We start from the raw sequence: 12,561 nt of genomic DNA on the forward strand, positions 1-12,561 counted from the left end.
TTGTTAAAAAAGTATAACGCCACTTGCTAATGGATGAGTTCTTGGCCCGGATCCGCGATTTCGATATTCGTATCCGAAAGGCAGTAAACTCGCAGATGCGCGGCAGCTTCCGATCCGTTTTTAAAGGAACGGGGCTTGAGTTCAGCGATTTGCGAACGTATCAGTACGGTGATGATGTGCGGGTTATCGACTGGAACGTATCGTCGAAGGGACACGGTACATTCGTTAAGGTGTTCCGGGAAGAAAAAGATCAGACCGTTTTTTTTGTGGTCGACGTAAGTGCCTCGCAACAGGTAGGGCCGCGGCAGCGCAGTAAACTCGATGCTACTAAAGAAATCTGCGGTGTTTTGGCCCTTTCCGCCATCCGCGAAGCCAGCCACGTTGGTTTATACTGTTTTTCGGATCGAAAAGAACAGTACATCAAACCGGCTAACGGAATGAAAACCGGCTATCAGCTCATCATGAGTCTGTATAAGTCACAGCCCGAATCGAGCCGGACGAATATCTCGGATGCGCTATTGTTTACGCTTAACAGCCTGAAACGGCGCAGCGTCGTCTTTCTGATTTCTGATTTTATCGATCAGCCGTATGAGCATAATCTGAAAGCGTTGGCGAAGAAACACGATCTGGTCGTTATCCACCTGTTTGATCAGCGCGAGGTCAATTTACCCCGGCTGGGAATCGTCCCGGTACACGATACGGAAACCGGGCGTACTGTCTGGATGAATACATCCTCGGCGCGGTTTCGGCAAAGCCTGCGCGACTCGTTTCGCCAGAATCAGATTCAGCTTGAGCGGTTGTGTAAACAGTACAATGCCAATTACCTTGCTATTAACTCGCAGGAAGATTTTGTCCCCAAACTTGTTGACCTGTTTCGGGTAAGAAGATATCAATGATCCGATTTGTCGCCTGTCTTTTCCTGTTTTTTTACGTATTCTGGAGCTCCCTCCAGGCGCAGCAAATGCCTGTTGGTCGTTTTCTGACCGATAGCATCGAAATCGGTCGTCCCTTTCAGTATTCCCTTACGTACTACCATCGTCCCACGGTCGATCTACTTTTCCCTGACACGGTCCGTCACTTTGCTCCCTACCGCGTTGAAAACGTGGAAACGTTTACGACCCAGACGCTTGGCAGCGGCTCCAAAGCAATTAGCCGGGACAGCGCGGTTTATACGTTGGTATCATTCGAAACCGACTCTGCTCAGTTATTGCAGGTCCCCGTACGCATCATTAGTAACACCGATTGCACAGCCCTCTTCACCGCCGTTGATACCGTCTTTCTCCGGTCACGGCTTCCAGCCGTTGATTCGGCTGGCGTCCGCTCATTGACATTGGCCACCGAGACTTCATTGACGCCTTTGCGGCAGCAATTCAACTACCCTTTGTTAGTGTCGAGTCTCTTAGCTCTTACTGTACTGGCCACGCTCTTTTACTGCCTTTTCCGGCGTCCCATTCAGCGGCTCTGGTGGCTCAATCGGCTCGATCGGCATTACCGTCGGTTTCAACAGCAGTTCAACCGTCTGAGCCGGAGTATTAACGCCCAGAACGCTGCCGAGAACGCTAATCAGGCCGTTGTTCTTTGGAAAAGGTATCTGGAAGAGCTGGATGAAAGATCGTATATGTCACTTACGACTTCTGAGCTGGCCGAGCGATTCAATGAAGAACACGTTACAGCGGCTTTACGTGATGCCGATCTGATGATCTACGGTAACGTTTTTCTACCCCAATCGCAATCATCCCTTCAGGTCTTGAGCGATCTGGCCGATCGTATGTATCAACGTCGTCGCAGTGAAGCTCAGTCAACTCCGAGCCTACCACCATCAATAATTAACGAAACCAGCGAGTCCAATTCCTTTTCTTCCTGACTATGACGCCCTGGTATTCACTCAATTGGTTCAGCCCGATCCAATGGCAGCAGTTCCGCTTTGCCTATCCCCTGGCGTTGTATTTGATCCCTGCTGTTCTGTTGTTGTTTGCGTTACGTTACTACCTCTACCGCAATGCTCAGCAGCGACTTAACATGTCGCTGAATCCCGTATTTACCACCCGATCATCAACGGGCTGGTCGTTTTTCGGGCGATACCTGATAAGCGGCCTTCGCTTTCTGTTGCCTATAAGTATGTTTTTGGCCGTTGGGCTACTGCTTGTCTCGCTGGCACGTCCGCAGACTGTTCGGGAACGACGTGATGAACAAGCACAGGGAATCGACATCATGCTGGCGATGGATGTGTCGTCTTCCATGAGCGAAACCGACGTGTCTCCAAATCGGCTGGTTGCGGCCCGAAGGGTGGCGCAACGTTTCGTTAAAGGTCGAAAAAATGATCGCATCGGCTTAGTCGTCTTCGCTGGAGAAGCATTTTCGCTTTGCCCACTCACTACTGACTACGCGTTGGTGCAACAGTATTTGACGAGCCTCAATGACCAAATGATTCGTACCTCGGGAACAGCCATCGGCGATGCGCTGGCCCGTTGCATCAACCGGATGCGGGATCAACCTGTAGCCGACAGCACTCGCAACGCAGTTTTAGAATCTGATTCGCAGCGCAGTAAAGTAGTAATTTTGCTGAGTGATGGCGATAATACCGCCGGCAATCTTGATCCCGTAATGGCAGCCCGGCTGGCGCGGGCCTTTAAAATACGTATTTACACGATTGCCGTAGGAAAGCCAGAAACGACCCGAGATGAAACGATCTCGGTCGACGAAGGCATTCTTAAGACCATAGCCACGATTGGTCAGGGGAGCTTTTTCCGAGCTACCGACGCAAATCGGCTAGAAACCGTTTTTGCCCAGATCAACCAACTGGAAAAAGCGCCGGTACGGGTTCAAATCCACGAAGATGTGCAGGATTTTTACCGGGTTTACCTTTACTGGGGGATTGTTTTCCTGCTGGTTTCGCTGTTTCTCAAAGTAACGATCGTGGGGAATATTCTCGAAGATTAACAATGCTCAAATCCTTTTACAACGCCGATGCGATCGAAGCCGGACTGGACGAAGTGGGCCGGGGCTGCCTGGCTGGCCCCGTTGTTGCCGCTGCGGTTATCCTGCCCCACGATTACACCCATCCTTTACTGAACGATTCCAAACAGCTTTCCCGGCTCCAACGCGAAACGATCCGGCTAGATATTGAGCGAGACGCGCTTGCCTGGGCCGTTGCCGAAGTGTCGCACGAGGTTATTGACCAGATTAATATTCTGAAAGCAAGTTTTCTGGCTATGCACCGCGCCGTCGATGCCCTGACGTTACGTCCAGAGCACCTGCTGGTCGACGGAAATCGGTTTACCCCTTATCCCATGCTTCCGCATACATGCATTATCAAGGGCGACGCCAAGTTTCTGTCAATTGCGGCCGCGTCGATTCTGGCGAAAACGTATCGCGACGACCTGATGGAACGGTTGAGCCTTGATTTCCCGGCTTATGGCTGGGCGAAAAACGTAGGTTACCCAACACCACTTCACCGGGCTGCCATTCGGGAACTTGGCCCAACCAAACACCATCGTATGAGCTTCCGGCTTGTCTGATCTTGCTCAGGCTTCTCGGTTTGCCTGGCTTCGCAGTTGATCGGTCGGCCGGAACCGCTCGCCGAACGTAGCTGCCAACTGATTACAGGTTTCGACAAACAGAGAAAGACCGACGAAGTCAACGAATGATACCGCCCCGCCTGTGTATGATGGAAAACCCCACCCCAGAATAGATCCCAGATCGGCTTCTAATTTTGTACCGATTACACCTTCTTCCAGGCAGCGCACGGCTTCCAGCGCCTGTCGGAACAATAGGCGGTTTTTGATTTCATTCTCCTTAGTTGGCTCGGTAGTGCCGGTCTCGGTACTGTCGGTATCTGGTACCGGGCTGGTGGCCATCCCCGCCTGCAAACCAGCCGCGTGAATGAGTGATGCAGCAAACCCCTCGTCCAGTAATCGCTGTCCTTCGTCCAGGTACGTAGCTGAGCAGCGGGCCACGTATTGCCCCGGCGAATCATGAACAACGATAGGCGTTTTCCTCAACTTCCTCGCTAGATCGACTGCCACGGCCAGCGCTTTGTCCGACGTTTGTGAATTCTTTATAATTTCAACGAGCACGGCCTTTTCTGCCGACGGAATCCAGTTCATGCCTACTACCTGTTCCGGATTGTTAGACGCAGCGACCAATTCGACAAGACGTTGTTCGGGTGACGTAACAATCTGAATTATTTCAGTTAGCTCAATTGGTATCTTTTGAAAAAAATCGCTGGCTACTACTACCAAATCACAGGTTACACTGTCGTTCAGATTCGTCGTTTCCAGATTGATTACGTTAATGCCCGCTTTCGCTGCGGCACCAGCAATTCCTATGCTATCCCCCCGAACAGCAATTGTCGCTATGTCCGTTCGCGGCTGGTCTTTGGGACGACTAATGCCTTTACTGGCTTCGTTCATGCCCAGGAACATCGTCTTGATTAAATTCCGGGCGACTTTAGACGTTGCTACGTTTACAAAATGCTGCGCTTCAATCTGAATACCTTCATCAATAGGTACGCGCAGCCCTTCGTCAACGCAGGCCAGGATTTCGAACGGAGCCGGATAATTGCCCTGCGTCTGCTCCCGCACAGAAGCAGTTGTCATTTCGATCAACAAGGCCAATGTCTGTCCACTGGCTCTTGGTGCCTGGAAGTCATCTTTCCCGATAATACGTCCTGAATGCGTATCGATTTTATCCCAGGGTTTTAGTGGTGTCGGGTTAGCCAATATCCAGGCTCGTGCTTTGGTCATCAGCTCGTCCGGACTATCAGCTACGTCGTCGACCATACCCAGTTGCAAAGCCGTCTGCACGTTGACTTTCCTACCTTCCAGCATGAGCGGCAGAGCTGTTTTGACACCAATTAAACGAGGCAGTCGCTGGGTGCCACCCGCTCCCGGCAACAGACCAATTGTTACTTCAACCAGCCCAATGAGCGCTTTTGGGTTGTTAAGAGCAATACGGTGGTGACAGGCCAGGCAGATCTCATATCCTCCGCCCAGTGCTGTTCCGTTAATAGCAGCTACAGTTGGTTTGCCAGAGGTTTCCAGACTGCGGAAAATCCGGTTTAGCTCGGTAGAAATTTTCCGTATCTCTTCCGGGTCTTTATCGCTGTTCCGCAGAATCATCTTTAGATCGGCTCCGGCCACGAACTCCGGCTTTTCCGACGTAATGATCAGCCCACTAACGGTATCGTCGGCATAAGCCCGTTGCAGAGCCGCTTCAAACTGCGGGATCGACTCATCGTTTAATACGTTCATGGGTGCCGACGTCATGGCCCAGCTAATGATAGCAATGTTCTGATCAACGGTGTAGTGTATCATGCTAAACGCTTTTGTACATTTACGTAAACAACGACTGCAATGGGAGCTATTCGCCTTATTCAGAAACCTCAGAACGGCCAGATCACTTTCACGGTCCCCGAGGAGATGCGTGACGAGACAATTGTCATCGAATTTCATCCGGTCCGGGAAGATACGTCAATGACTTTGACAGAATTATCAAATGAGTTTTTTAGTAAGCTTGAACGCAAAAAAATAGATTTCGACGAATCAGATTTTAATGTTTATGAGCAGTAAAATCTTTCTCGACAGTTCAGTCTTAGTAGAGAAAACTAAAGGAACCAAACCAGATCTATTCGATTTTCTTTTTGCTTATCGTAGTCAGGATTTGTGTATCAATCAGACTGTTTTAAGCGAATACACTTTTTATCTACTCATTATTGAAGGAGGGAAATCGCCTGTTACCCTGAAAAGAGACGCAGCTATATCCTCAATCATTCGCGATCATAATCCTTCTAGCTGGCTGAAAGCTATCAGCTATCTGGAACCGGATAATAGCATAATCACTGAATACATCCATTTAATGGAGCAATACAACTTGTTGCCAAATGATGCACTGATTCTGGCAACTTGTAAACTTCATGGTATTACGTACCTTGCCAGCTACGATAGTGACTTCAAAGAGGCTTGTGCAGCAGAAGGCATCAAGCTGATTCAACAGATTGAAGATTTTGAATAACGTTCAGTTTCCCCTATAACGCAACACGGCGGCAAAGAGCTTTCTCTGCCGCCGTGTTGCGTTATGGAGTTAGGGCTTACTTATCAAGTACGATTGTCTCGCCGATCAGGTAGGCACCGGATTCGGTAACCAGATTGTAGACTTGCTTCGTTGACCGAACCGCTTTCTCGACCCGAACAACGTTATAGGCTACTACGCCCTTAGCCGTTGCCTCGTAACGGTACAGCACATCGCCCGCTTTGACGTCGCCCAGGGCTTTCCGGCCGGTAGCTGTCAGAACCGGATGGTTGGCCGTTGCTTCCAGCAGAACGGGTGCCGTTAGCGACGGGCTTGAACCAGCCGTCAGTTCATTCATCGATACCAGCCAAACGCCTGCTAGTTTAAACTCCCCAGTGTGGCTTTCTACTTTCGTGACGCGGGTTGGCACGAGAGTTTTCGTGTTAGAATCGTATCCCAGTACGACATCGCCAGCGCTTACTTCTCCAATTGTTTTTGCGGTCCCGTCAGGTAGTGTTACGGGAGCATCGGCTGCGAAGCAGAAGTTATATTCTTCTTTTTTCTTATCGCCGTCCTCCGATTTACCACCGCCACCGGCCATTAGATTGACCATTTCGCGCGAGAGCACAAAAGTCAGCGCCGACATCAGGCCAGGTTCTTTTTCGCCAACGTATTTCAGGTCATCAATGTACGCGTCCCACGCTTTACGATCGCCGTTGGCAGCAGGAATAACGAACGGCTTTACGTCGTTGGTCTTACCGTTCTGGTAGATCGCCAGTAGGCCCAGCTCTTTGGTATCAGTCGCCGAAAATATTTTGTAGAGATAGATTTTCCGGGTGATCCCGTCACTGTACGTAAAGACGTAGGCCGGACGTTCTTCGTATCGATCCAGAATAAAGCCGCCCGACTTGACGTACGTGTCTTTATCCAGGTTGGCAATCTTGATTGTTTTAACAGCATTTGCCTGCTCCAGTGTCATACCCGCCGACGCGGTTTGCGCCCACACTCGCTGGGAGCATAGCTGCGTGATGATTGCGCAGCAAACAAAACAAAGAATGGCAAGGATATTATTTTTCATGGGCTTTTGGTCAGGCTATTATCGACCCTTCGGGCTGGTTATTTCTTCGTGTATTCTCCTACGCGAACGTGGATGGATTCGACCGCCCGGCGCGCCGAGGTCAGGGCACCCGCCATCCAGGCCGTCAGGTACGTGGTATGTTCACCGGCAAAATAAACGTTTCCGTCGGGTTCGAGCAGGGCTGGATAATATTTTTTCCGGGTTGACTCGTCATAGGTAGCCCAGCCCCCTTCATTGTACGGAATCCGGTGCCAGGCCAGTGAGAACGAATTTTCAAACTCAGCCGGATACTGCGGGTGAATTTTGGCTCCCTGCGCCAACGCCATTTTTTCGCGTTCGGCAATCGATAAAGCACCAACGGCTTCCCCCCGGCTGTAAAAATTATAATAGCCGATCAGAACACCTTTCTTACCATGAAACCCAAACGACGGGTACCAGATCTGATTGATGTCCATGTTCGTGCGGGAGATACCGCCGTAAATCCAATCGTCTTCTTCCCAGAAGCGCCGTTTGAATTGCAGACCGATTTTACCGGTTTTGATATACGGCACGAAATCAGCTGCCCGTTTGATGGTTCCTGACAGGTCGGAATCCAGATTTTTCAACACCGGCAGCGGCAACGTACACACACAAAACTCCGCAGCTATAGCAACGGGTTTACCGTCCTTCTGGTACGTAACGTTTACACCGTTTTCCGTTTTCCGAAGCTGCGTAACGGGGGCGTTGAATAGAATTTTACCCGTTAGCTTTTTTTCCAGTGCTTTGGGAATTGCATCCATCCCGCCGACGGGCTGCATCAGGGTCGTTTGCTGCTCGTAGATGTAATCACCCACGTTGTAAAACACGGGCTGCATAAATCCGGAACGTAACAAATCGGTCAGGCCGTAGGGGTCAGTAGTTTCGCCGGGCAGCGTACCGGCACCGGGCTCCATTCTACTTTTGTATCCCCGTCGGTTGGTTCCTTTGTAAAGATGAGCGGTATTCAGATCGCCTTCGTTTTTCAGGAAGTCGACCAATTTTTCTACGTCTTCCTTAGTCAATTGTTGGTCCAGCGCCGATTGGTCGAGGGCTTTGGTCAGCAACTCCGACGTATAGCCACGCATGTCGTTATGATACTCTTTGATACGTAGTCGGCGGTTCGCCAGATCTCCCGTGCCTCCGTCGTTGTAGAGGTAGGCCGCTTCGTTATTTCCGTTGAAAATTTCGAGGGGGACGCCCAGTTCGCGGCAGTATTGGAGCGTCAGTTGATGATGGTGAGGAATCCGGGCTGCCCCACCGTTGAAGTAAAGGCCATTCTCGAAGGAACAGCTTTGTGGCGTACCACCCATTTCGGTTTCTTTCGTTCCGCCCCGAACGGTCCAGACGCGCCCACCTGACCGGGAACGGGCCTCCAGTACCGTGCAATCATAACCAAGTTTCCCCAGTTCATAGGCCGTGGCCATCCCCGCCAGGCCGGCACCCAGAATAATGACCTTTCTGGCTTTTCCGTCAGTACGCTGGCCATTCGCCGGTAAATTCAGCGCCGAAGCCGGAGCCGGTTGTAACATACCCCACGCCAGCAGGCTGGCATAACTCGCACTCGTTGAATTAATAAAATCGCGTCTTGTCATAAAAAGAGGAAGGAGAAAAACGCGGGAAAGCAACGTAACGGCACAGGCCGGCAGCTATGTACCGTTACGTTGTTGTGTACTTACCCAACTACTTTCTTGAAGCTGTCGACGAACATGGCCATTTCGTCCATGGTCCCAACGCTAACCCGGCAAAATGGCTGCCCATCAAAGTCGCGGGTTTGAATCCCGATTCCGTTCGCGAACATCTGGCTGGAGAATGTTTTGGACTTCATTCGGATTGGAAAGAGAATAAAGTTAGCCGACGACGGAATTACTTCGTATCCCATATCGGTCAACGCTTTCGTCGTGTATGTACGGGCTTTGGCGTTTTCGGCGCGGCAGTGGTTCTGCCATTCCTTGTCTTTGTAGCTGGCAATCCCAGCCATCAGGGTTGTAATGCTTACCGCAAACTCACCGTTGGTGTAGGGTTTCAACGCTTTCAGCATCTCGGGGGGCGCAATAGCATAACCCAGACGCAAACCAGCAAACCCGTGAATTTTCGAGAATGTGCGGGCCAGAATCACGTTTTTACCCTCGGCAACCAGTTTACCTAGTTTGGGCCGGTCAGCGGGTTCGTAGAAATCGATATAGGCCTCATCAATGAACACCGGCACTTTAGGCGATATCTCCCGGCAGAACGCTTCCAGATCGGCGGTGGGTAGAATGGTGCCGGTTGGGTTATTGGGATTAACGATATACACCAGTTTTACGTCGGGCGTCAGTTTAGCTTTGATCGCTTCCAGATCGAAGGTATAATCCTTTTTCATGGGCAGTGCCACGATTTTGGCACCAAACTTCTCGGCCCGGCTTAGCAGATCGTCGTAGGTCATAGCGCTGGTCAGAATCGTACCGCCCCCTTTGGCGTAATAATCCGCAGCGGCCATCAGAATATCCGACGAACCCGGCGACATCATGATCGTTTCGGCGCCAACGCCCTCATCCGCAGCAATCAGTTGCTTCAGCTGACCGAACTCCGAAAAGGCGTAGCGGTTCCCGCTGTCAGCCGCCTTAATAATGGCTTCTTTGGCACTTGGCGCAATGCCAAGCGGATTCTCGTTAGCCAGTAGCCGTGCCCGCAGTTTGGGCATTTCGGGGGGACTGGAGAACTCGAATTCGTCAACAAAACTCGCTTGTGTCATCTCGTCTGGCGTGGCCGCCGACGAAGGTTCAACTTGACCTATTGTGAGACTAGCTGTTAACAGGCCGCTGGCCCGAAGCCATTCCCGGCGCGAAAGAGAGAAAGACATTTTCGTAGTTTTTGAACTTTATGGAGAGAAACTTCAACTTTTCGACCAAGCAATAGTCTATTGACTACTACGTGGTGAAACTACACCAAAATCTTAATAAAACGGCAATCCATAGTATGGATTGCCGTTTTATATTCCGCCAAAATAACGTATCGCCAAATAATGACTATTCAGCTCATCGCGCTTTTGCTTTTACAATTGGTTCAGCTTTTACGCCCTCAACCGTAATTTTTACCGGCTTGATCATCCCCTGTTCATCAAAATACATAGGGTCGATGCAGGTTTCACGATGGTTACCATCCGTCTCGGTCAGCGGCCGACGGTGATACACGATATACCATCGATCAGTGCCCGGTACCTGAATAACAGAGTGGTGCCCGGCACCGGTAGCCACGGTCGGATCCTGTTGCAAAATCTTACCAACCCGTTTGAATGGCCCGAACGGTGAATCAGCAATGGCGTAGGCCACGGAATAATTCGGCCCTGTCCAGCCCCCTTCCGACCACATGAAGTAGTATTTGCCGTTACGCATGAACATGAATGGACCTTCGACGTAACCCTCCGGCGTGATTTCCCGGAATGTATTACCGTCGTCAAACGGCGTAAAACCAGTAAAATCGGACTTCAGCTTGGCGATGTTACAGTGCCGCCAGCCACCATAGATCATATAATACTGACCGTCTTTGTCCTTGAAAACAAACTGGTCGATGGGCTGCGCGCCATTGTGAAATTTGTCAATCAGTGGCTTACCAAGAAGATCTTTGAAAGGCCCCTCTGGCTTGTCGGCAACAGCAACCCCAATGCCTCCTCTTTCCTTATCGCTCTGAATGTCGTTTGCCCCAAAAAACAAGAAATAACGCCCATCTTTTTCCAGCACGGCGGGTGCCCACATGGCTCGTTTCGCCCATTTGACCGACGTGGTATCAATAATGTTGCTGTGTTTGGTCCAGTTTACTAGGTCAGGCGATGAGAATGCATCCATATGCACCTGCTTTTCATATGGCGCTGAATAAGTCGGATATACCCAGTATTTATCCTTGAAAACAATCCCTTCCGGATCAGCGTACCAGCCGGGGAAAATTGGATTTCCGCTTTGTTCTTTTTTGCCAGTCTGCTGCGCGAACGTCGGCAGTGTCATTCCGATGAGTAGCAGGCTAACCCATACTTTTTTCATAACTACAATGTATTTGATTAAGAGTTTATCCAGGAATTAACGCAGGTTTGGTACGGGTAGAACGGGTAAACTTTCGTTTCCGTCTTCGCTAACCGCCTGTACAGCAAAGTAGTAATTATCTTTTGAGTACGGCAGCGTCATGCCCAGCTTCGTCGTAAAGAACTTTTTTTGCCAGAACGGCCAATACGTCTCGCGCATCAGAACGTAATATCCTTTGACTTTCCCCGCTTTGGGGGCCTGCCAGTACAAAGCCGTTGAGTTTGTTAGATTTCGTACATCGACGGTGACCTGTTGCGGTACGACGGGAGCTTTCGCCAGGTTAGCCAATGTAGCCAGATTTACCGCTGTGTTTTTACGGAGATACTCGAAGTCCATAAACTTGGCATAATCGCCAAACTCGGTACCCTTTTCGGTGCGAAGATCCTGGTGCTGGTGGTTGTAGTTTTCGTTCATCTCGGTCATCCGGACGGCGGCAAACCCGCGCTGTACGTAGGGTGTATGATCCCCCCCACGCAGGTAACGGTCGTTGCGATACACCATCACTACCTCTAGATTATCGACGTAACGTTCACCAATTTCTTTCAGGTAACGGGCCAGCGTTCGGGCTTTTCCATCGTTCTCATTACCGAACTGCCGAATTCGGGCGATGCGTCCCGTTGTGTCGTTCGTCAGGTTACCGGGTAGCCCCTCGCTGAACACGCGCAGTCGGGTGTTGTCGATGATGTTGGTTTCGTTGCTGTGGTTGCTGCCCATGATGTCGTTGTTCAACACCGCTTCGACGTTCCACTTCTCTTTGACCGCCCGCTCAGCCAGATGCTCGGCACCGAGCAGCCCCTGCTCCTCACCCGTCAGCGTCGTAAAAATGATAGTCGCTGGAAAAGACGCTTTGCTCATCACCCGGCACAGTTCGATGACTGCCGCCGTACCCGATCCATCGTCATTAGCGCCTGGCGCATCGGCCTCGCGATTCATGACGTTGGTCACGCGGCTATCCATGTGGCCCTGCACGATGAAAATCCGATCATCGCTGGGGTCGGTGCCTTTTAGCGTCGCCATTACGTTGCCCATGTCGGCGGGTTTATCAATGCGCCGACCATCGGGTTGCAGTGTCCACGTATCGAGCGTAGCCGTCATGCGCCCCCCCGACTGTTTCGCGTATTGAGTAAACTTTCCCAGAATCCACCGCCGCGCGGCACCAATCCCTTTTTGTTTGTCCGACGTGGTACTCAGCGTGTGCCGGGTACCGAAACTAACTAATCCGTTGACGTGCGCACGTAGACTGTCCGCCGATAGCTGGCTAACTAATTCGGTAATCTGCGGATCGCGGTTAACGGTCGTCTGGGCGATAGCCGAAAAAGCGGACGCAGCAAGTATTAAAGAAAGGAGTCGTTTTTTCATGAGATGATAGTTGGGCAGGCGAAACTAACAAAAAAGCACGGACAA

General features: G+C 50.9%; 12 protein-coding genes. 6 read left to right on the top strand and 6 right to left on the bottom strand.

What is annotated here, in order from left to right; genetic code table 11:
• Positions 1-29 precede the first annotated feature (29 nt).
• The 4 genes from ACYVAD_RS03005 to ACYVAD_RS03020 are packed head-to-tail and all read left to right on the top strand — an operon-like array spanning position 30 to position 3,518.
• Complete coding sequence (locus tag ACYVAD_RS03005) at positions 30-896, top strand: DUF58 domain-containing protein (protein WP_461137975.1); 867 nt, start codon at positions 30-32, stop codon at positions 894-896.
• Positions 893-1,864, top strand: coding sequence for a hypothetical protein (locus ACYVAD_RS03010; protein WP_461137976.1), 972 nt, complete (start codon positions 893-895; stop codon positions 1,862-1,864). Before ACYVAD_RS03005 ends, ACYVAD_RS03010 begins: the two co-directional genes overlap by 4 nt.
• A 2-nt stretch (positions 1,865-1,866) precedes the next feature.
• Entirely contained in the window at positions 1,867-2,940 is a 1,074-nt protein-coding gene (locus ACYVAD_RS03015) for a VWA domain-containing protein (protein ID WP_461137977.1), read from the top strand.
• A gap of 2 nt (positions 2,941-2,942) precedes the next feature.
• A complete protein-coding gene (locus tag ACYVAD_RS03020) occupies positions 2,943-3,518 on the top strand; it encodes a ribonuclease HII (RefSeq protein ID WP_461137978.1) in 576 nt (191 codons plus the stop codon).
• Positions 3,519-3,524: 6 nt separating this feature from the next.
• Here ACYVAD_RS03020 and ACYVAD_RS03025 read toward each other — a convergent pair whose 3' ends face one another.
• Positions 3,525-5,315 (bottom strand): enoyl-CoA hydratase-related protein, encoded by a 1,791-nt coding sequence (locus ACYVAD_RS03025; RefSeq protein WP_461137979.1) that lies wholly within the window; start codon positions 5,313-5,315, stop codon positions 3,525-3,527.
• 39 nt (positions 5,316-5,354) lie between these two features.
• Here ACYVAD_RS03025 and ACYVAD_RS03030 point away from each other — a divergent pair, with 39 nt between their 5' ends.
• Both ACYVAD_RS03030 and ACYVAD_RS03035 read left to right on the top strand, forming a co-directional pair.
• Positions 5,355-5,570 carry a hypothetical protein gene (locus tag ACYVAD_RS03030; RefSeq protein WP_461137980.1) on the top strand — a complete coding sequence of 72 codons (216 nt, stop codon included), beginning with the start codon at positions 5,355-5,357 and terminating at the stop codon, positions 5,568-5,570.
• The gene (locus tag ACYVAD_RS03035; RefSeq protein ID WP_461137981.1) at positions 5,560-6,012 is read left to right on the top strand and encodes a type II toxin-antitoxin system VapC family toxin; all 453 of its coding nucleotides are present in this window, start codon (positions 5,560-5,562) and stop codon (positions 6,010-6,012) included. The genes ACYVAD_RS03030 and ACYVAD_RS03035 overlap by 11 nt, the downstream gene beginning before the upstream one ends.
• A 76-nt stretch (positions 6,013-6,088) precedes the next feature.
• Here the strand turns inward: ACYVAD_RS03035 and ACYVAD_RS03040 are convergent, their stop codons facing one another.
• From ACYVAD_RS03040 to ACYVAD_RS03060, 5 genes are all read right to left on the bottom strand, one after another.
• Positions 6,089-7,087, bottom strand: coding sequence for a Hint domain-containing protein (locus ACYVAD_RS03040; protein WP_461137982.1), 999 nt, complete (start codon positions 7,085-7,087; stop codon positions 6,089-6,091).
• Positions 7,088-7,125: 38 nt separating this feature from the next.
• Positions 7,126-8,697 carry a flavin monoamine oxidase family protein gene (locus tag ACYVAD_RS03045; RefSeq protein WP_461137983.1) on the bottom strand — a complete coding sequence of 524 codons (1,572 nt, stop codon included), beginning with the start codon at positions 8,695-8,697 and terminating at the stop codon, positions 7,126-7,128.
• Between the two features lie 80 nt (positions 8,698-8,777).
• A complete protein-coding gene (locus ACYVAD_RS03050) occupies positions 8,778-9,944 on the bottom strand; it encodes a pyridoxal phosphate-dependent aminotransferase (protein ID WP_461137984.1) in 1,167 nt (388 codons plus the stop codon).
• A 175-nt stretch (positions 9,945-10,119) separates the two neighbouring features.
• Positions 10,120-11,118 (bottom strand): glycoside hydrolase family 43 protein, encoded by a 999-nt coding sequence (locus ACYVAD_RS03055; RefSeq protein WP_461137985.1) that lies wholly within the window; start codon positions 11,116-11,118, stop codon positions 10,120-10,122.
• 36 nt (positions 11,119-11,154) lie between these two features.
• Positions 11,155-12,516, bottom strand: coding sequence for a M20/M25/M40 family metallo-hydrolase (locus ACYVAD_RS03060; RefSeq protein ID WP_461137986.1), 1,362 nt, complete (start codon positions 12,514-12,516; stop codon positions 11,155-11,157).
• Positions 12,517-12,561 lie beyond the last annotated feature (45 nt).

It is taken from the genome of Spirosoma pomorum (assembly GCF_054776615.1).

Coding starts and splice junctions, on each gene's coding strand:
- ACYVAD_RS03005 (WP_461137975.1), top strand. CDS start 30: ATGGATGAGTTCTTGGCCCGGATCCGCGATTTCGATATTCGTATCCGA.
- ACYVAD_RS03010 (WP_461137976.1), top strand. CDS start 893: ATGATCCGATTTGTCGCCTGTCTTTTCCTGTTTTTTTACGTATTCTGG.
- ACYVAD_RS03015 (WP_461137977.1), top strand. CDS start 1,867: ATGACGCCCTGGTATTCACTCAATTGGTTCAGCCCGATCCAATGGCAG.
- ACYVAD_RS03020 (WP_461137978.1), top strand. CDS start 2,943: ATGCTCAAATCCTTTTACAACGCCGATGCGATCGAAGCCGGACTGGAC.
- ACYVAD_RS03025 (WP_461137979.1), bottom strand. CDS start 5,315: ATGATACACTACACCGTTGATCAGAACATTGCTATCATTAGCTGGGCC.
- ACYVAD_RS03030 (WP_461137980.1), top strand. CDS start 5,355: ATGGGAGCTATTCGCCTTATTCAGAAACCTCAGAACGGCCAGATCACT.
- ACYVAD_RS03035 (WP_461137981.1), top strand. CDS start 5,560: ATGAGCAGTAAAATCTTTCTCGACAGTTCAGTCTTAGTAGAGAAAACT.
- ACYVAD_RS03040 (WP_461137982.1), bottom strand. CDS start 7,087: ATGAAAAATAATATCCTTGCCATTCTTTGTTTTGTTTGCTGCGCAATC.
- ACYVAD_RS03045 (WP_461137983.1), bottom strand. CDS start 8,697: ATGACAAGACGCGATTTTATTAATTCAACGAGTGCGAGTTATGCCAGC.
- ACYVAD_RS03050 (WP_461137984.1), bottom strand. CDS start 9,944: ATGTCTTTCTCTCTTTCGCGCCGGGAATGGCTTCGGGCCAGCGGCCTG.
- ACYVAD_RS03055 (WP_461137985.1), bottom strand. CDS start 11,118: ATGAAAAAAGTATGGGTTAGCCTGCTACTCATCGGAATGACACTGCCG.
- ACYVAD_RS03060 (WP_461137986.1), bottom strand. CDS start 12,516: ATGAAAAAACGACTCCTTTCTTTAATACTTGCTGCGTCCGCTTTTTCG.